We start from the raw sequence: 16,164 nt of genomic DNA on the forward strand, positions 1-16,164 counted from the left end.
CATGACGGACCAGAACCTCGAGATCCAGCGCATCGATTCCAGTCTCTACAACGCCGACCTGGCACCCATCCCGCGACACAAGCGAAGCTGGGGCTGGTTCGAAATCTTCAATGTCTGGTCCAACGACATCCAGAGCCTGTTCGGCTACACCCTGGCGGCGTCGCTGTTTCTCAATTACGGCCTGAACGGCTGGGCGGTGATGGCGGCGATCATCTTGGCCGGTTTCGTGGTCATGCTGCTGGTCAATCTTTCCGGGGCACCCAGCGTCAGATACGGCATTCCTTTCCCGGTCATGGCGCGCCTCAGCATGGGCGTGTTCGGCGCCAATTTTCCGGCGATGATCCGCGCCATCGTGGCCATCTTCTGGTATGGGGTGCAGACCTATTTCGCCTCGACGGCGCTCGCACTGTTGATCAATTCGCTGTTCGGCATCAGCGGCGGGGCGCAGTTTTTGGGGCTGACATTCGTCGGCTGGCTGTCCTTCGTGCTCGTCTGGATCTTCCAGATCATGCTGTTCTGGCGGGGTATCGAGCAGATCCGGCGCTTTCTCAACTGGGCAGGGCCATTCGTGTATGTGGTGATGATCGTGCTGGCTATCATCATCTGGGTACAGGCCGGCGATGCGCTGTTGCCGGCCATCGATACGATTTTCAGTGGCACCGGTTCCTACGCCGGTGGCTCGGTCGCGGCTTTCATCGCAATTACCGGAACCATGATCGCCTATTTCGCGGCGGTGGTGATCAACTACGGCGATTTCTCGCGCTTCGTGCGTAGCGAGAAGGAGATGAAGCTGGGTAACTTTCTCGGCTTGCCACTCAACGTGGCGTTCTTTTCACTGATTGCCCTCATCGTGACGGCCGGCACGGTGGTGCTGTTCGGCGAGCAATTGGTCAATCCCACCGATATCGTCGAGCGCGTCGATTACCTGCCGCTGACCATTATCGCCGCGATTACCTTCTTCGCCGCCACCGTCGGCATCAACCTGGTCGCCAATTTCGTGCCACCGGCCTACGACCTGGCCAACCTGATACCCAGCAAGATCGATTTCCGCATGGGTGGCTTGATTACCGCTATCGTCGCGTTCTTCATCGGTGGCCTGTGGGTGGCGATCATCAGCCAGATCGGCATCGCCGGATTCGTCAATACGCTGGGTGCGATTCTCGCCCCGGTCTACGGCGTGATGATGACCGACTACTATCTGATCAAGAAGCAGAGGATCGATATTCAGGCGCTGTTTTCCAGCGCTCCGGGCAGCGCCTATTACTACCGCAAGGGCTGGAACCACAAGGCGGTCGTCGCCTTTGGCGTTGCGGCCATCTTCTCGATCGCCGCAGTCTGGGTGCCGGCGTTGGCCGCTCTGTCGGGATACGCCTGGCTGCTCGGTGCCTTCCTGGGGGCGCTGTTCTACTACTTGCTGATGAAAGGTGATTCCACCCAGTCGGTGCGGTAGGCGGGCCCAATACGCTGCCTGGGCGTTATACTGCCCGCTCAGGGCGCATGCGCACGAGCGGGCAGAGGGGCGGCAGTGAAGGAATTGGAAAATACGCTGGAGCGCCATGCCAGCAAAGGCGGGTTGCGGCCGTTGGTGATGATATTGCTGGCCGCTTACCTGGGCATGGCGGCGTATCAGTTATTCAAGCCACTGCCGGAAGGCGTGAGCACGGCAACGCCGCTGCGTGGCGTCGAAAATGTCGAGTTCCTGGCCGATCTCACCTATCTCGATACCAGCGGCGAGCGGCAGACCGAGCAGGTGATCTTCGACGAGGTGCTAAGGCTGATCGGCCAGGCCAAGCGGTTGGTCGTGCTGGACATGTTCCTGTTCAACGACTTTACCGGCGCGGCCGAAGGCGATTATCGCCCGCTGTCCACCGAGTTGACCCAGGCGCTGGTTCGTCGCAAGGATCAGCGCCCCGGGCTGGAAGCGCTGATCATCACCGACCCGCTCAGTACCTTGTACGGTGGCTTGAAGCCCGACCACTTTCAGGCGCTGCGCGCGGCGGGAATACAGGTCGTGTTCACCGATCTCACCGAGCTGCGCGCCTCCAATCCACTCTGGTCCGGGCTATGGCATTGGTGTTGTCGCTGGCTGGGCAACTCGGCACGGAGCGGTTGGTTGCCCAATCCGCTAGGGTCTGGCGAGGTGACGCTGCGCAGCTATCTCAGCCTGCTCAACTTCAAGGCCAACCATCGCAAGACACTGTTGGTCGACCATGGCGATGACTGGGTAGGGCTTGTCACCTCGGCCAATCCGCATGATGCCAGTAGCTTTCACGGCAATGTGGCGCTGCGTTTTCAGGGGCCGACGGCACTCGACCTGCTCGAAACCGAACTTGCCGTGGCCAGGTTGTCCGGGGCCGAAATTGCGTTCGACACGCCTCGCGCAGTGAAGGTGACGAACGAGCCAGCAACGAATGTAGGCGCACGGCTACAGGTATTGACCGAGAGCAAGATTCGCGATGCGCTGATCGATGCCATCGCCACTGCCGAAGCGGGCGACCGGATCGATATCGCGGTGTTCTATTTTTCGCATCGCCCATTGGTCGAGGCGGTAATCGCCGCGCGCGAGCGTGGCGTCCGGCTGCGGGTTTTGCTGGATCCCAACAAGGATGCCTTCGGCATCGAGAAGAACGGCATTCCCAATCGACAGGTGGCGGCGGACCTACACGCCGCCGGCGTGCCCGTGCGCTGGTGCGACACGCATGGCGAGCAGTGTCACGCCAAGCTGCTGTTGAAGACCCAGGCCAGCGGCGAAGCCGAGTTGATCCTGGGCTCGGCCAACTACACGCGGCGCAATCTCGACGATTACAATCTGGAGACCAGCGTGCGCTTGCTTGCCGATGCCGATGCGCCGGCAATCGGTGATGCCGGCCAATATTTCGAGCGACTCTGGAGTAATCGACCGGGCCAGCATTTCAGCGTGCCCTATGCAGCCTTCGGGGATGACTCTCGGCTACGCTACTGGATGTACCGTGTCATGGAGGCTAGTGGGCTTTCGACGTTCTGAGGGAATCATGAGCGACATTCTGTTGGTATACGACCGGGAGTGCCCGGTTTGCGAACATTACGTGCGACTGGTGCGAATCCGCGAAACGGTCGGCACCTTGCGTATCGTCAATGCCCGCGACCCCAGCGCGGTGTTGGATGAAATTACCGCGCTGGGGTGGGACATCGACCAGGGCATGGTGCTGAAGCTGGACGATCAGCTCTACTATGGCGCCGACGCCATTCATGCGCTGGCATTGATCGGTAGTCGTTCGGGCGTTTTCAATCGCTTGAATGCCGCCATTTTCCGATCGAAGCGAGTCGCCGCCGTGGTGTATCCGCTGCTGCGAGCCTGTCGCAATATGCTACTCAAGCTGCTGGGTAAAAGCCGAATCAACAATCTGTCGCTACCTGGCAACGAGCGATTCTGATCGGAGAAATGTCGCTGTTTGGAACCGATCGTGCGCTTGGTCATCGAAACTCTTATGGCATTGAAACGTAGCGTCCCAGGGAGCCATGGCCAGGGGAGATGAGCCTTTTATGCAAAAAAGGTCTATAACTAAACACAGGTTGCGCACGACGTTGTGTGATGCCTGCTCACTGGCACAAGGAGAGTCTAATGAGAAACATCATCTATCTCGTCGGTTTGATCGTCATCGTATTGATCATTCTCAGCTTCTTGGGATTGGTTTAACCCAAGGGACATGTCGCGCCGGCCATCACCGGTTGCGGCATGTTTTCATCCACGCTTTCCAAGGCACGCAAATAAGCCGGCGTTTCGCCCATGTTATTCACCTCGCCGTGCATGGCCCCAACGTGACCGCCTTCTTCCATACCCGCTAGCAAGGGCCATCCCGATGATCGATGCCATACAGCAATTCTTCAATCGTACCCTGGCCGCACCCGATAAGGCGCAAGACCGCTCCCTGACGCTGGAGTTGGCAACCGCGGCGCTACTCTGCGAGATCGTGCGTGCCGATTACCGGACCGAACCGAGCGAGTTGGAAGCGCTGGGCGTGATGCTGCAAACGCGCTTTTCGCTGAGTCACGAAGCGGTCGACGAATTAATGCGCTTGGCCGAGCGGGAAGCCGAACAGTCGGTGGATCATTTCCAGTTCGTGCGCCTGGTCAACGAGCATTACGATTACGATGACAAGGTCGCACTGGTCGAACTGATGTGGCGGCTGGCTTATGTCGATAGCGCGCTTGACCCTCACGAGGAGCACCGCATTCGCAAGCTGGCGGATTTGCTGTTCGTTCGCCACAGTGACTTCATCCGCACCAAGCTGCGAGTACAAGAGGAGTCAGGGAACTGATCGTCGCCAGTATCCGCGCCGTTTGACCATGGGTGTGGCCCGCTGTCAGGGCGGTGGCTCTTTTTCCGACGTTTCCTGCGAGTTCTTCCTGGGCACGCCGTACCAGGGCAGGCCGACGCGTGCGCTGCGCTCCAGCTCGGCGATCACCTGGGCCCCCAGTAGCAGAATGATGGCGCCGATCTCGAGGCTCAGCAGCAGCACGATAATCGTCGCCATCGAGCCGTAAATCGTATTCACAAAAGAGATGTTGGCGAAGTAATAACCCAATATCAGCCTCACTGCCTCCCACATCAGCGCGGCGGCGAAGCCGCCCACAAGCGCGCGCCGGGGCGCGATGCGCACGACCGGCAGCACCTTATAGATAGCGCTGAACAGCCCGAACATGCCGATGAAACTGAGCAGGTTGAGCGCGACCTTGGCGACGCTGGCCGATGGCAGGGTGACGCCGAAGCTAAAGATGATGAGTTCGTGGAAGGCGTTGGCGATGGCAACGAGCAGTGTCAGGGCGAGCAGCCCGGCGCCGAGCACCAGCATGAAACCATAGGGGAGCAGGGCGGATACCCAGAAGCGGCGCTTCTGAGGGGCGTCCGGCTGGTGAAAGATTATTGCAATGGAATCCTCGAGCATGCGAAATGCGAAGGAACTGAAGAACAGCAACACCAACACCCCGACGACGCCGACCACATCGCGAGAATCCACCAGGGTGCGCACGGTATCGAGAAGAAGGTTGGCATGTCCCGGCGCCAGGTGGCGGGCCTGGAACGCCATGATGCCCAACAGGCGTTGTTCGTCGACGATGTGCGTCAGTAGCACGCATAACACGGCGAACAATGGAATCGCCGAGAGCAGGACGTTGTAGCCGACACCGCCGGCGAGAAGGATGCCACGGTTCTTGAGAAAACTGCCGAGTACGCGCAGTGAAAATCGAAACACATGCGGCGCGATCTCGAGGATGGCCTGGCGCTTTGTGCTCTTGCTCATGCGAGTCCTTTCTCGACCGGCTTCGGTTCAATGGATGCCGGCTCAATGAATGCCAGTAGCGCGCGGCTTATGCAATCCTGCGCAATAGCGAGAGCATAGCTCTTAATATCTGGAAAGCCGATGGCCGCTAGTTAGGAGAGGTCCGATAATGATCGTCAATTGCGTGGTTTACCAGGAAGGCCACAAACTGAGCGATATCAAGGTCACCGAAATCGCCGATTACATGGGTCGCCCGGATTGCTTCGTGTGGGTGGCGTTGCACGATCCCGAGCCGGAAGAGCTCGAACGTCTCAAGACGGTATTCTCACTGCATGAACTGGCCGTGGAGGATGCGCTGCATGGGCAGCAGCGATCCAAGATCGAGGAGTATGGCGAGGCACTGTTCGTGTTCATGCGCATGTTCAGCATGGAGGGTGGCGAAATCGGCGAGGGTGAAGTCGCGGTATTCGTCGGGCCGGGCTATGTGCTCTCGGTACGTAACCATTCGCAGCAGAGCTTCCTCAATGTTCGCTCGCGCTGCGAGCAGGAGCCCCACCTACTCAAACAAGGCGTGTCCTTTGTGCTTTATGCCCTGATGGATGCCGTGGTCGATCGCTACTTCCCCGTCGTCGAGGCGCTCGAGACCGAGCTTGAAACCATCGAAGAGCAGATATTCACCAAGGATTCGGCGCGCAACAATATCGAGCGGCTGTATCAGTTGAAGCGTAAAGCCATGACGGTGAAACACGCCGTCACCCCACTCGCCGAAGCCAGCGTGCACTTGTTCGGCGGCCGTGTGCCGGCACTGTGCGTGAACACCCAGGAATATTTTCGTGATGTTTACGACCACCTGCACCACATTGAAACCGCCGTGGATACCATCCGGGAAACCATCGTCACCGCCATTCAAGTCAATCTGGCAATGGTCGCCATCGATGAGGGCGAGGTGCATAAGCGCCTGGCTGCCTGGGCAGCCATTTTTGCCGTGGCAACAGTACTCGCGGGTATCTGGGGGATGAACTTCGAGCACATGCCGGAACTCGAATGGGGGTCGGGTTACCCGCTGGCGCTTGGCCTGATGGGCGTTTGCTGTGGCGGCCTATATCTGCGTTTCCGCAAGGCCGGCTGGTTGTAATGAACGACGATCCGCAATTTACCACGCTCGAGCAATTGATCGTGCGACTCCGCGAGGCTGCGCAGGGAGCGGACCGGGTTTCGCTGCGCGCCATCATCGAGACGGTAGGCAGCCGTTCCTTCGGTCCGCTATTGCTGATAGCGGGGCTGGTCACGCTCATGCCGATCATCGGTGACATTCCCGGCGTGCCGACGGTGATGGCGGTCGTGGTACTGCTGACTTCGATACAGCTACTGCTGCATCGCCAATACTTCTGGTTGCCGGGGTGGCTGCTGAATCGGTCGATATCGCGCAAAACGTTCGTCAAAGCATTGCAGTGGTCGCTTTCTCCCGCGCATTCCATCGACCGACTATTGCGACCGCGTCTGGTCTTCCTGACTCGCCGAGCCGGTATCTATTTTATCGCCGTGATGTGCATCGTGATTGCCGCCGCGATGCCGCCGATGGAGGTGGTGCCGTTTTCCGCCACTGGCGCGGGAGCCGCACTGTCGGCCTTCGGTCTTTCGCTGATTGCCCAGGATGGCTTGCTGGCACTGCTGGCGTTCGCGCTGACGGCGGGCACGCTCGGTTTCGTCGGCTATCAGTTGCTGTGAGCGGCCACTGCTAGGCTGCATACACCGCCGTGCAGTTACGGCTGGTGGTCTTGGCTCGATAGAGCGCTTCATCGGCACGCACCATCGCCTCCTGTAGCGTCAGTTGCTCGCTGGTGGTGAGGGCGGGGCTAAGGCCGATGCTCAACGTGTGAGCGATCGCATGGCCTTGGTAGAACGTCGGTGTATTGGAGAACTCCTGACGGATGCGTTCGGCGGTCTTCAGAGCGGTCGATTCATTGGGTACCTGCAGGAGCATAGCGAACTCTTCGCCACCGAGACGAATGCACACGTCTTCTTCACGGCAATAGCTTCTTAGTACGTCTGCCAGATGCTGAAGAATACTATCCCCCGCGATATGTCCGTAGGCGTCATTGATAGCCTTGAAGTGATCCAGGTCGAGCATGATCAAGAAGACCGGCACCTGCGTTCGTGCGAAGCGCTCTCTAACGACCTCATATTGCTGAGCCATCAGGCGCCGGTTGCCGAGTTGCGTTAACGGATCCTGGTTGGCGAGTCGGATCGCTTGGCGGCGGTCCGCTTCGCGGGCCATCAAGCGCTCGGCGAGTGCAACTAACAGCAGCAGCGACTCGATTAGCCCGCCGATTTGGGTGTAGACCAGCGATTCCATGCCCCAATCGAAGACACGTGTGTAGGCACTGGCCAGACTGATAACCAGTCCCAGCGAGTAGATCAGCCAAGCCGCTGCAAACCAGCGAGCATAGACCACACCTTTACGATAGGCTCGCCAGCCAAGCGCAGGGAGAAGAATAAGCGTCGAGGCCATGGCGGCAAAGGCCATATCCAGAACCAATTCATAATCACCGAAAAAGCGCAATAGAATGGCGAATGCCATGATGAATTGGAGTGTTCTCATGAGCTTGTTGCAGCGCGGGAAATATTTGGCGGTGTGCAAAAAGGCCCGTGAGAACTGGAATGCGCTAATCACGAACAACAAATAGACGATATGAAACCCTTCGTTGTGCCAGAACACCGAGTCGGGCCAGAAATATTGGTAAGCCAGGCCGCTGATCAATGCCCACGTTAGGCCGCTGGTAACCAGGAATGCGCAGTAATACAGGAAGGTGAGCTCACGCATGGCGATCGCGAACAACAGGGCGATGCATACCAGTGTCAGAATGATGCCGAAGTAGCCGCCATGGAGCAGGTTTTCCCAGCGAACATAACGCTCGAAGTCGTCGCGCTCCCAGAGATGAACATTGAGGCTGACCGAATCGGCTTTATCGTAGTCGAGCCGGAGATAGACATCGGTCGATTCTCCCGCCGGCGTTACGTGAGAGAAAGCAAGCTTGCGATAGTCGACGGGGCGGCTATGGAAGGGCTGGCGATCCGTAAGCGCGACCTTGCGCATTGGCTCGCCGGTATCGGCGTAATAGATCGTGAAATTATCCAGATAACTGCTTTCATGGTGTAGTACCCATGCTCGGTCATGTATCGGACTGGTATTCTCTAGCCGTACCCTAAGCCAGTACGTTTTGGCACTGATGCCATGATTGATATGCTCATCGGTCAATGGCATGAAGGCTCGTTGTTTGACTTCGTCCAACTCGGTCCTGGTATCAGTGATCAGAAACGTCGCCGGAGCCCTGAGCAGGCGATGTTCGAGTTGTGCAATATCGACAGACTGTGGAAATACCTGCGGCGAGGCAGCCTGGATGGACGTGGCGACCGACGCCAGCAGCCAGAAACACATGGGCCGCCAGAGCGGCATGAAGAGGGCGCGGAAAACGGTGAACACGTAATTTCTTCTTGTATATGCCTCACGCAAGCTGTCGGGAGGGCGGACGACATCATATTAGCGATAGATTGCTACCGACTCGCGAGCAAGGTCAAAACCTATGGCGCTCCGTGCTTTCAACGCTAACGATGCCTTGCCGCGCCTAACGCTGGTCGCTGAGTCCGCTAACGCGTAACATGCCGCCTCTTTCACGCCCTTTCCGATTCACCGCTGAGGCTTTATGGCGAAATTCGAGTTGATCGGCACTGCGACCATTCCCGGTCAAGGCAGTGAGCTTCGCCTGCTGCGTCGCAATAGTGAATTTTCCATCAAGATTGCCGGCAAGACCGGCGAGTTGATGAATAGCCGCCTGCATGGCTCGGAGGATGCGCTGGCGGAGTTGGCCTGCGAGCCGGTCAAGACACGCCCAAGTGTGCGGGTGCTGATCGGCGGGTTGGGCATGGGCTTTACCCTGGCGGCGGCATTGAAGACGCTGGGCGCTGATGCCGAAGTGGTCGTGGCGGAGCTGGTGCCCGATGTCGTCGAGTGGAATCGCGGGCCGATGGGCATGGTTGCCGGTTATCCGCTGAACGATGCGCGCACCACGCTCAGCGTGGGCGATGTGGGCAAGTTGCTGCGCACCGAGAAACAGGCGTTCGACGCCATCATGCTCGATGTCGATAACGGCCCCGAGGGCTTGACCCGCAAGGAGAACGACTGGATCTATTCGCCGAAAGGATTGCAGGCAGCGCAGGAAGCGCTACGTCCGGATGGCGTGCTGGCGATCTGGTCGGCGGGGCGCGATCCGGCCTTCACCGAGCGTTTGCGTCGGATCGGTTTCATGGTCGAAGAGAAGTCGGTGCGCGCTCATCGCCCGGGCAAGGGGGCCAAGCATGTCATTTGGCTGGCCCAATAGCGTTATCATTCCTGTCACTTCCTAGAGTTGAATCTCGAATGTCCGATCGCGTACGTCTTTCCAAGCATCTCGCTGCGTTGTTGCCATGCTCCCGCCGCGAGGCGGAGCAGTATATCGCCGGTGGCTGGGTGCTGGTCGACGGCGAGGTAGTGGAAGAGCCGCAGTTCAAGGTCGACACCCAAGCGGTGACGCTAGCCCCTGGTGCGCGCTTGGAGCCCATCGTGCCGGCGACGATTCTGCTGCATTTACCGCCCGGGCACGACAACGCGGACGGCGATAGCATTGCCAAACGGCTGATTACCCCAGCGAGCCGGGCAACGAACGACGTGTCGGGCATTCGCCCACTAAAGGCGCATTTTTCACGACTGACATTGGCGGCACCACTCGAGCGCGGCGCCAGCGGCCTGAGCGTCTTCACCCAGGATCACCGCGTGATACGCAAGCTGAAGGACGATATCTCGCGTATCGAGCAGGAAATCGTCGTCGAAGTCAGCGGCACGCCCACCGAAAATGGACTCGAGCGTCTCGCTCGGGGCGTGCGTTTCGAAGGGCGTATCCTGCCGCCGGCCAAGGTCAGTTGGCAGAACGAGACACACCTGCGCTTCGCACTCAAGGGCCTGTGCCCCGGTCACATCGCGCTGATGTGCCAAAGCGTGGGGTTACGGATGCTGGCGATGAAGCGCCTGCGTCTCGGGCGTGTACCATTGGCCAAGCTGGCGCCCGGCGAATGGCGGTATCTGCCCGCCGATAAACGCTTCTAGGCAACTCTTATGCTGCAAATATCCCAACATATCGCCATTCCCGACGACGAAATAGACATGCAGGCCGTGCGTGCCCAGGGCGCTGGCGGCCAGAACGTCAACAAGGTCTCTTCGGCGATCCATCTACGCTTCGTCATCCAGGCTTCGTCGCTGCCCGAGGGCATCAAGGAGAAACTGCTGGCGCTGAAGGATAGCCGGGTCACCAAGGATGGCGTGGTCATCATCAAGGCACAGCAACACCGCACTCAGGAACAGAACCGGGCGGATGCACTACACCGATTACGTGTACTAATAAAAAGTGTGATTTACGCGCCGAAAAAACGCATCCCCACCAAGCCGACCAAGGGCTCGAAGCAGCGCCGTCTGGAGAGTAAAACGAAAAAAGGCCAGCGCAAGACGCTGCGTGGCAAGGTCGACTATTGAGCCGTTCGGCTTGAACCCTCCCCACACCCCACTAACCTGTGAAGAACAACCAATAAGCGAAGCGCCGGGATACCCGGCGCTTTTTCTACGCAGCGCCTCATGTGTTGGGGCAAGGGAGGCAGGCTCATGGCGGATACATCGCTGAACGAATTATCCAGGGACAACCGTGTACGCGCGCTCGCCGCGATTGCCGTTATCGCGATACTGATCGCGATTTTCATCAGTGCCAATGCCGATTCGGAGCAGGCGCAATGGGCGCAGGCGCGCACCGAGCTGGAATCGCGTATCTCCAGTCTGGAAAACGAGAACCAGGCCCTGAGCGCGAGAAACACCGAGCTGGAGAACACCTACGCCAGCGTGGAAGACGCCCAGGCCAAGTACGATTCGCTCCAGGGCAGCATCGCCGATGCCGAGAAGACCCTGGGCCAGCTGCAATCGAGCATTGCCGACGCCGAGGGCCAGCTGGCTGAGCAGCAGAGCCAGGCCGCTGCGAGCAAGGAACGTTTGCAGTCACTGCAGGACCAGGTCGCGCAGAGCGAAACCCAGCTCGAATCGTTAAACAGCGAAGCCGCTGCCGCGCAGGAAAAGTTGAGAAGCGCACAGGCTGAATTCGAGAAAATCCAGGCCAAGGCCGCCGACGCACAAGGCCGCCATGCCGAGTTGGAGAAGCAGATCCAGGCGAGTAGCGAGCAACAGGAGTCCCTGGATAGCCAGATCGCCGACCGGGAGTCGCGGGTCGCCGAGCTCAAGGGGCAAATCGCCACGGCCGAGGAGACGCTCGCGCAGACCGAGCAATCGCTCGGCGAGGTTCAGCAGCGCCAAGAGGCGCTTCAATCGCAAGTGCAGGCCGCCGAGCAACGCCTGAGCGAGATCGAGTCGCAGGTTCAGACTCGTGTCGAACGGCTGCAAGCGTTGAAGACCCAGATTGCCAGCGTACAGCAGGGCCTGACCAAGATCGCCGAGATGCGCGAGGCGCTATCCGATATCGGCGCGAGTATCGATACTACTGGCGGCGAGCAAGCATCGGGTGAACAGGCTTCGGGCGAGCAAGCGTCGAGTAAACAAGCATCGGGCCAACAAGCGGCAAGTGAACAAGGCAGCAAAGGCCAGGGTGGCGATGAGTCGCAAGCCGGTACTACCCAGGCCAGCAGCGCGCAGCAAGGCGAGTCTGGCCAGAGTCAGAATGCCGGTCAACAGGGCTCCGGTGGCCAAGCGGCCAATCGGCAAGCAGCGGGTGGTCAAGATCAAGGTGCCGGCCAGCAGGGCGGCGGCGACCAACCGACCGGCCAAGGAGCCAGCGAGGGCGAAGCGAGTCAGCAACAGGCCGGGCAGCGTAATGCCCAAGCGCAGGAAACCAACTGACACGGCTTCCGCCAGCCGATCGGTCGTCTGGTCGGCTGGATTCATGGTGAGTCCATCTTGACGGAGCGCCGGTCGGATGCCGCTTCGTCACCGGCGAGCGAGGCACCAATGAAAACGTCATCCATGCTGGTTGCGGTGGCCGCGTTGGGGCTTGTCAGCCTGACGGCGCAGGCCACCACCGATACCGCGGCGGTCGACACTGCGGCAGCGGTAAAGATCACGCCACTGGGTAGCCATGAAGGCGAATTCTGCCCCTACGATCGTGCGCTGATACTCGAAGACCCGGATGGCACGCGAATCCTCTACGACGCCGGGCGCACCGTGCGCGGCGCCGATGATCCACGACTCGGCAATATCGATGCCGTGCTGCTGAGCCACGTTCACGGCGATCATCTGGGCGACGTGCATCAGTCCGAGGCAAACGCCGGCACCTGCGCCTTGCCGGCGTTCTCGGTGTCGGTCACGCCCAATTCCAATACCGTCAACATCGCCGTCGCCAAGCAGGCACGGCTCTTGCTGGGTGGCGAGATGCCGGCGTTCTTCACGAAGAAGGTCGAAGCCGCGGGAGGCGACCCGGCGCTGGTGCAACTGGTGCGCTTTGGCGCCCAGGCCAAGGTGGGTGGCGTGAGTGTCGCCAGCGTACCGGCGGTACATAGCAACGGCTTGAACCCGGCCTTTCTCGAGGGCGCCCACGCCGAGGCGCTCAAGGCCAGCGGCTTGACCGCCTATGTCGGTCCACCGGGCGGTTACGTGCTGAGTTTCTCCAACGGGCTGGTCGTTTATCTGTCCGGCGATACCGGCCTCACCGCCGAACAGGACCTGGTCGTGCGCCAGTTCTACGGCGCCGAGCTTGCGGTAATCAATATCGGCGGCACCTTCACCACCGGCCCAACCGAGGCGGCCTATGTGATGAATGAGATGGTCAAACCCAAGGCGGTGATTGCCTCGCACGCCAATGAGGAGGCGACCCGCGATGGCAAGCTGTTGCCCGGCACCCGTACCGCTGCGTTCAAGGGCGCGGTAACGATGCCGATGCACTTGCCGTTAAGCGGCCAAACGATGAGCTTCGATGCCGACGGTCGATGTACCGCCGGCTGCTGACAGGCCCGTTGTCGATAGCGTAGATACCGCCTGGACAACCATCCCATTATCATCGCAAGGACAGTATCTGCATGGATTACAACGACTATCGGCAGCAGCTTCGCCAATGCATGGCCGGCAGCGAGTGCGCGTTTTCCGAAGCCGAGTTGCAGCGTCGGTGCACAGCCGCGGGCGAAGCCATGCAGGCGGCGGGGCTGGATGCGCTGCTATTCACCGCGCCCGCCGATATCTTCTATCTCACCGGGTACAGCACCTTCGAGGTTTCGGTGCATACGGCACTGCTGTTCACGCCGCAGTACATGATGTTGCAGGTGCCATCGATAGAGACCGGCCCGGCGGTGGCCTGCACGCGCGTCGATGACATTCGTGGTTATCGCTGGGAAAACGCCGATGAGATTCTCGACCCGCTGGCAGAGGCGATGACCGGTATCGGCACGCGCATTGGCGTCGATGCCTGGCATGGCTCGTTGCGTCATGGCGTGATGCAGGGCCTGCAAGAGCGCCTGCCGGAATGCCGCTTCCTCGATGCCGCCGATATCTTGCATGGCGCACGCATCGTCAAATCCCCGGCCGAGCTCGAGTGCCTGGCAGAGAGTGCACGAATCACCGGGCTGGGTATCGAAGCCGCCGCCAACGCCGTTCGCCCCGGCATGCTGGATAGCGAGATCGCCGCGATTGGTGCCCAAGCGCTGTTTGAAGCCGGCAGTGAATTCATGAGCATGCAGCCGATCGTTACCACGGGCCCGCGCAGCAGCGTGATTCACCTCAACCACCAGCGCCACGAGATCGCCGCAGGCGAACCGGTGTTTCTCGAATTCGGCTCGGCCTGGCAGCGCTATACCGCGCCCATGATGCGCACGGTGATCGCCGGCCAGCCGACGGCGCATATGCACAAGACCTTCGATACCTGCCGGCGCATTTTTGAAGCGCTGCTCGAGAACATGCGCCCAGGGGTAAGCTTCGATGACGCGGCGCGTGCCGCCGAACGCGCGTTGGAACCGATGGCGGCGGATGCGTTCTTTTCCGGGGTATTCGGCTATGCGGTCGGCGCGCAGTTTCCGCCGTCCTGGATCGAGGGAACGGGGTTCATCGCGCGTGGTCAGAGTCGCCGGTTCGAGCCGGACATGGTCTTTCACCTGCCGCTATGCCTGCGCATTCCCGGCTTATGGGGCATTGGCTGCAGCGACACTGTGCGTGTGAGTGAATCCGGTGGCGTGCCGCTTACGGCTAACCCGTGGACGCTTTGTGCCAACGCTTGAGCGCATGAAAAGTTGAGCATGGCGCTTGGTTATGCCCGACCCATGCGCGTTATACTGCGAGCATGAAACGGCGTCGGCGAGATCCGGCTGGCGTCATTGACGACCGTATTAGCTGTTGAGCGTATTAGGAGTGAGCCGTGATCGAGGGTGTGAAGCATATCGTTGCCGTGGCGTCGGGTAAGGGCGGCGTGGGGAAATCCACTGTGACCGCCAACCTGGCGTTGGCGATGGCTGCCGAGGGGTATCGCGTCGGCCTGCTGGATGCCGATATCTATGGCCCCAGCCAGGCGCGGATGCTGGGCATCGGTGAAGGCGTGCGTCCGCAGATGGCCGGCGAGAACAGCTTCAAACCGCTGCAGGCGCATGGCATTCAGGCCATGTCGATGGCGTTCATGGTCGATATCAACGAGCCGATGGTGTGGCGTGGGCCGATGGTCGCCGGGGCCTTTCAGCAGCTCTTGAACCAGACCGCCTGGGACAATCTGGATTATCTGTTCATCGACATGCCGCCGGGCACCGGCGACATTCAATTGACGCTGGCGCAGAAGGTGCCGGTTTCGGGGGCGGTGATCGTCACCACGCCACAGGACATCGCCCTGCTCGACGCGCGCAAGGGCATCGAGATGTTCCGCAAGGTCAACGTGCCGGTGCTCGGCATCGTCGAAAACATGAGCCTGCACGTCTGCTCCAACTGTGGCCACAGCGAGCCGATCTTCGGCGAGGGTGGCGGCGATCGCATCGCTCGCCAGTACGACACCCGGTTGCTCGGCCAGTTACCGCTCCAGCTCTCGATTCGCGAGCAGGCCGATGGTGGCAAGCCCAGCGTCGTCGCCGAACCGCAAGGCGAGATCGCAACGACCTTCCGCAACGTGGCGCGCGCGGTGGTCGAAGGTGTCGAGAGTCAGAGCGATGAGGGGCCGAGCATTTCCTTCGGGGATTAGGTTCGCTTCGAAAGCTTGCAGTGCATGCCAGCTTTATTAAACACCCTCGGGGCCGTTATCATAGCGGCCCCTTTTTTATGATTACATGACCTTCAAAGGACGCCCGATGAGCATCAAATCCGACAAGTGGATTCGCCGCATGGCTGAGCGCGAAGGCATGATCGAACCTTTCGAGGCCGATCAGGTTCGCCACGTCGATGGGCAGCGAGTGATCTCGTACGGGACGTCCAGCTACGGTTACGATGTACGCTGCGCCGACGAATTCAAGGTCTTTACCAACATCCACTCGGCGATCGTCGACCCCAAGAGCTTCGACGAGAAGAGCTTCGTGGATATCAAGGGCGATGCCTGCGTGATTCCGCCCAACTCCTTCGCGCTGGCGCGCACCGTGGAGTACTTTCGGATTCCGCGCAGCGTGCTGACCATCTGCCTGGGGAAGTCGACCTACGCGCGTTGCGGCATCATCGTCAATGTCACGCCGCTGGAGCCGGAGTGGGAAGGGCACGTGACCCTGGAGTTTTCCAACACCACCAATTTGCCGGCGCGCATCTACGCCAACGAGGGCGTGGCACAGATGCTGTTTCTCGAATCCGACGAGATCTGCGATACGTCCTACAAGGACCGTGGCGGCAAGTACATGGGCCAGCGTGGCGTAACCCTGCCGCGAACCTGATCCCCCT

The 16,164-nt window shown here is 60.0% G+C and carries 16 protein-coding genes; 14 read left to right on the plus strand and 2 right to left on the minus strand.

Annotation, left to right across the window (positions count from 1 at the left end; translation table 11 throughout):
* Window position 1: 1 nt before the first annotated feature.
* From BLR92_RS01910 to BLR92_RS01925, 4 genes are all read left to right on the plus strand, one after another.
* Window positions 2-1,450 (plus strand): NCS1 family nucleobase:cation symporter-1, encoded by a 1,449-nt coding sequence (locus BLR92_RS01910; RefSeq protein WP_089724965.1) that lies wholly within the window; start codon window positions 2-4, stop codon window positions 1,448-1,450.
* Between the two features lie 75 nt (window positions 1,451-1,525).
* Window positions 1,526-3,004, plus strand: a complete 1,479-nt coding sequence (locus BLR92_RS01915; protein ID WP_340148211.1) for a phospholipase D family protein — start codon at window positions 1,526-1,528, stop codon at window positions 3,002-3,004.
* A 7-nt stretch (window positions 3,005-3,011) separates the two neighbouring features.
* Window positions 3,012-3,413: a DCC1-like thiol-disulfide oxidoreductase family protein gene (locus BLR92_RS01920; protein ID WP_089724966.1), complete on the plus strand. Its 402-nt coding sequence runs from the start codon at window positions 3,012-3,014 to the stop codon at window positions 3,411-3,413.
* A gap of 426 nt (window positions 3,414-3,839) precedes the next feature.
* Window positions 3,840-4,298 (plus strand): tellurite resistance TerB family protein, encoded by a 459-nt coding sequence (locus tag BLR92_RS01925; RefSeq protein WP_089724968.1) that lies wholly within the window; start codon window positions 3,840-3,842, stop codon window positions 4,296-4,298.
* A 45-nt stretch (window positions 4,299-4,343) separates the two neighbouring features.
* Here BLR92_RS01925 and BLR92_RS01930 read toward each other — a convergent pair whose 3' ends face one another.
* Entirely contained in the window at window positions 4,344-5,279 is a 936-nt protein-coding gene (locus BLR92_RS01930) for a YihY/virulence factor BrkB family protein (RefSeq protein ID WP_089724970.1), read from the minus strand.
* 148 nt (window positions 5,280-5,427) lie between these two features.
* Between BLR92_RS01930 and corA the strand changes: the two genes are divergently transcribed.
* The gene (gene corA, locus BLR92_RS01935) at window positions 5,428-6,393 is read left to right on the plus strand and encodes a magnesium/cobalt transporter CorA (protein ID WP_089724973.1); all 966 of its coding nucleotides are present in this window, start codon (window positions 5,428-5,430) and stop codon (window positions 6,391-6,393) included.
* A complete protein-coding gene (locus BLR92_RS01940) occupies window positions 6,393-6,986 on the plus strand; it encodes an exopolysaccharide biosynthesis protein (protein ID WP_089724975.1) in 594 nt (197 codons plus the stop codon). Before corA ends, BLR92_RS01940 begins: the two co-directional genes overlap by 1 nt.
* A 10-nt stretch (window positions 6,987-6,996) precedes the next feature.
* On the opposite strand, the gene BLR92_RS01945 is transcribed toward BLR92_RS01940, so the two are convergent.
* On the minus strand, window positions 6,997-8,742 hold the full coding sequence (locus tag BLR92_RS01945; protein ID WP_089724977.1) for a sensor domain-containing diguanylate cyclase: 1,746 nt from the start codon (window positions 8,740-8,742) through the stop codon (window positions 6,997-6,999).
* A gap of 220 nt (window positions 8,743-8,962) precedes the next feature.
* Here BLR92_RS01945 and BLR92_RS01950 point away from each other — a divergent pair, with 220 nt between their 5' ends.
* The 8 genes from BLR92_RS01950 (at window position 8,963) to dcd (ending at window position 16,157) form a co-directional block, all read left to right on the plus strand.
* Entirely contained in the window at window positions 8,963-9,637 is a 675-nt protein-coding gene (locus tag BLR92_RS01950; protein WP_089724979.1) for a spermidine synthase, read from the plus strand.
* Between the two features lie 38 nt (window positions 9,638-9,675).
* Window positions 9,676-10,398: an rRNA pseudouridine synthase gene (locus tag BLR92_RS01955; protein WP_089724981.1), complete on the plus strand. Its 723-nt coding sequence runs from the start codon at window positions 9,676-9,678 to the stop codon at window positions 10,396-10,398.
* A 9-nt stretch (window positions 10,399-10,407) separates the two neighbouring features.
* A complete protein-coding gene (gene arfB / locus BLR92_RS01960) occupies window positions 10,408-10,821 on the plus strand; it encodes an alternative ribosome rescue aminoacyl-tRNA hydrolase ArfB (RefSeq protein WP_089724984.1) in 414 nt (137 codons plus the stop codon).
* A gap of 126 nt (window positions 10,822-10,947) precedes the next feature.
* A complete protein-coding gene (locus BLR92_RS01965) occupies window positions 10,948-12,183 on the plus strand; it encodes a coiled-coil domain-containing protein (protein ID WP_089724986.1) in 1,236 nt (411 codons plus the stop codon).
* A 108-nt stretch (window positions 12,184-12,291) separates the two neighbouring features.
* Entirely contained in the window at window positions 12,292-13,284 is a 993-nt protein-coding gene (locus BLR92_RS01970; protein WP_089724988.1) for an MBL fold metallo-hydrolase, read from the plus strand.
* Window positions 13,285-13,355: 71 nt separating this feature from the next.
* Window positions 13,356-14,543 (plus strand): M24 family metallopeptidase, encoded by a 1,188-nt coding sequence (locus BLR92_RS01975; RefSeq protein ID WP_089724990.1) that lies wholly within the window; start codon window positions 13,356-13,358, stop codon window positions 14,541-14,543.
* A 140-nt stretch (window positions 14,544-14,683) separates the two neighbouring features.
* Entirely contained in the window at window positions 14,684-15,484 is an 801-nt protein-coding gene (apbC, locus tag BLR92_RS01980; protein WP_175488716.1) for an iron-sulfur cluster carrier protein ApbC, read from the plus strand.
* Between the two features lie 106 nt (window positions 15,485-15,590).
* The gene (gene dcd, locus BLR92_RS01985) at window positions 15,591-16,157 is read left to right on the plus strand and encodes a dCTP deaminase (protein ID WP_089724994.1); all 567 of its coding nucleotides are present in this window, start codon (window positions 15,591-15,593) and stop codon (window positions 16,155-16,157) included.
* Window positions 16,158-16,164: the final 7 nt, after the last annotated feature.

It is taken from the genome of Modicisalibacter muralis (genome assembly GCF_900102945.1).
In the GTDB taxonomy this organism is placed as follows: Bacteria; Pseudomonadota; Gammaproteobacteria; order Pseudomonadales; family Halomonadaceae; genus Modicisalibacter; species Modicisalibacter muralis.

What these genes read in the sequence shown, in the direction of transcription:
- BLR92_RS01970 (WP_089724988.1), top strand. Translation starts at nt 12,292, where the DNA reads ATGAAAACGTCATCCATGCTGGTTGCGGTGGCCGCGTTGGGGCTTGTC.
- BLR92_RS01950 (WP_089724979.1), top strand. Translation starts at nt 8,963, where the DNA reads ATGGCGAAATTCGAGTTGATCGGCACTGCGACCATTCCCGGTCAAGGC.
- BLR92_RS01965 (WP_089724986.1), top strand. Translation starts at nt 10,948, where the DNA reads ATGGCGGATACATCGCTGAACGAATTATCCAGGGACAACCGTGTACGC.
- BLR92_RS01930 (WP_089724970.1), bottom strand. Translation starts at nt 5,279, where the DNA reads ATGAGCAAGAGCACAAAGCGCCAGGCCATCCTCGAGATCGCGCCGCAT.
- arfB (WP_089724984.1), top strand. Translation starts at nt 10,408, where the DNA reads ATGCTGCAAATATCCCAACATATCGCCATTCCCGACGACGAAATAGAC.
- BLR92_RS01940 (WP_089724975.1), top strand. Translation starts at nt 6,393, where the DNA reads ATGAACGACGATCCGCAATTTACCACGCTCGAGCAATTGATCGTGCGA.
- dcd (WP_089724994.1), top strand. Translation starts at nt 15,591, where the DNA reads ATGAGCATCAAATCCGACAAGTGGATTCGCCGCATGGCTGAGCGCGAA.
- BLR92_RS01925 (WP_089724968.1), top strand. Translation starts at nt 3,840, where the DNA reads ATGATCGATGCCATACAGCAATTCTTCAATCGTACCCTGGCCGCACCC.
- BLR92_RS01910 (WP_089724965.1), top strand. Translation starts at nt 2, where the DNA reads ATGACGGACCAGAACCTCGAGATCCAGCGCATCGATTCCAGTCTCTAC.
- BLR92_RS01955 (WP_089724981.1), top strand. Translation starts at nt 9,676, where the DNA reads ATGTCCGATCGCGTACGTCTTTCCAAGCATCTCGCTGCGTTGTTGCCA.
- BLR92_RS01920 (WP_089724966.1), top strand. Translation starts at nt 3,012, where the DNA reads ATGAGCGACATTCTGTTGGTATACGACCGGGAGTGCCCGGTTTGCGAA.
- corA (WP_089724973.1), top strand. Translation starts at nt 5,428, where the DNA reads ATGATCGTCAATTGCGTGGTTTACCAGGAAGGCCACAAACTGAGCGAT.
- BLR92_RS01975 (WP_089724990.1), top strand. Translation starts at nt 13,356, where the DNA reads ATGGATTACAACGACTATCGGCAGCAGCTTCGCCAATGCATGGCCGGC.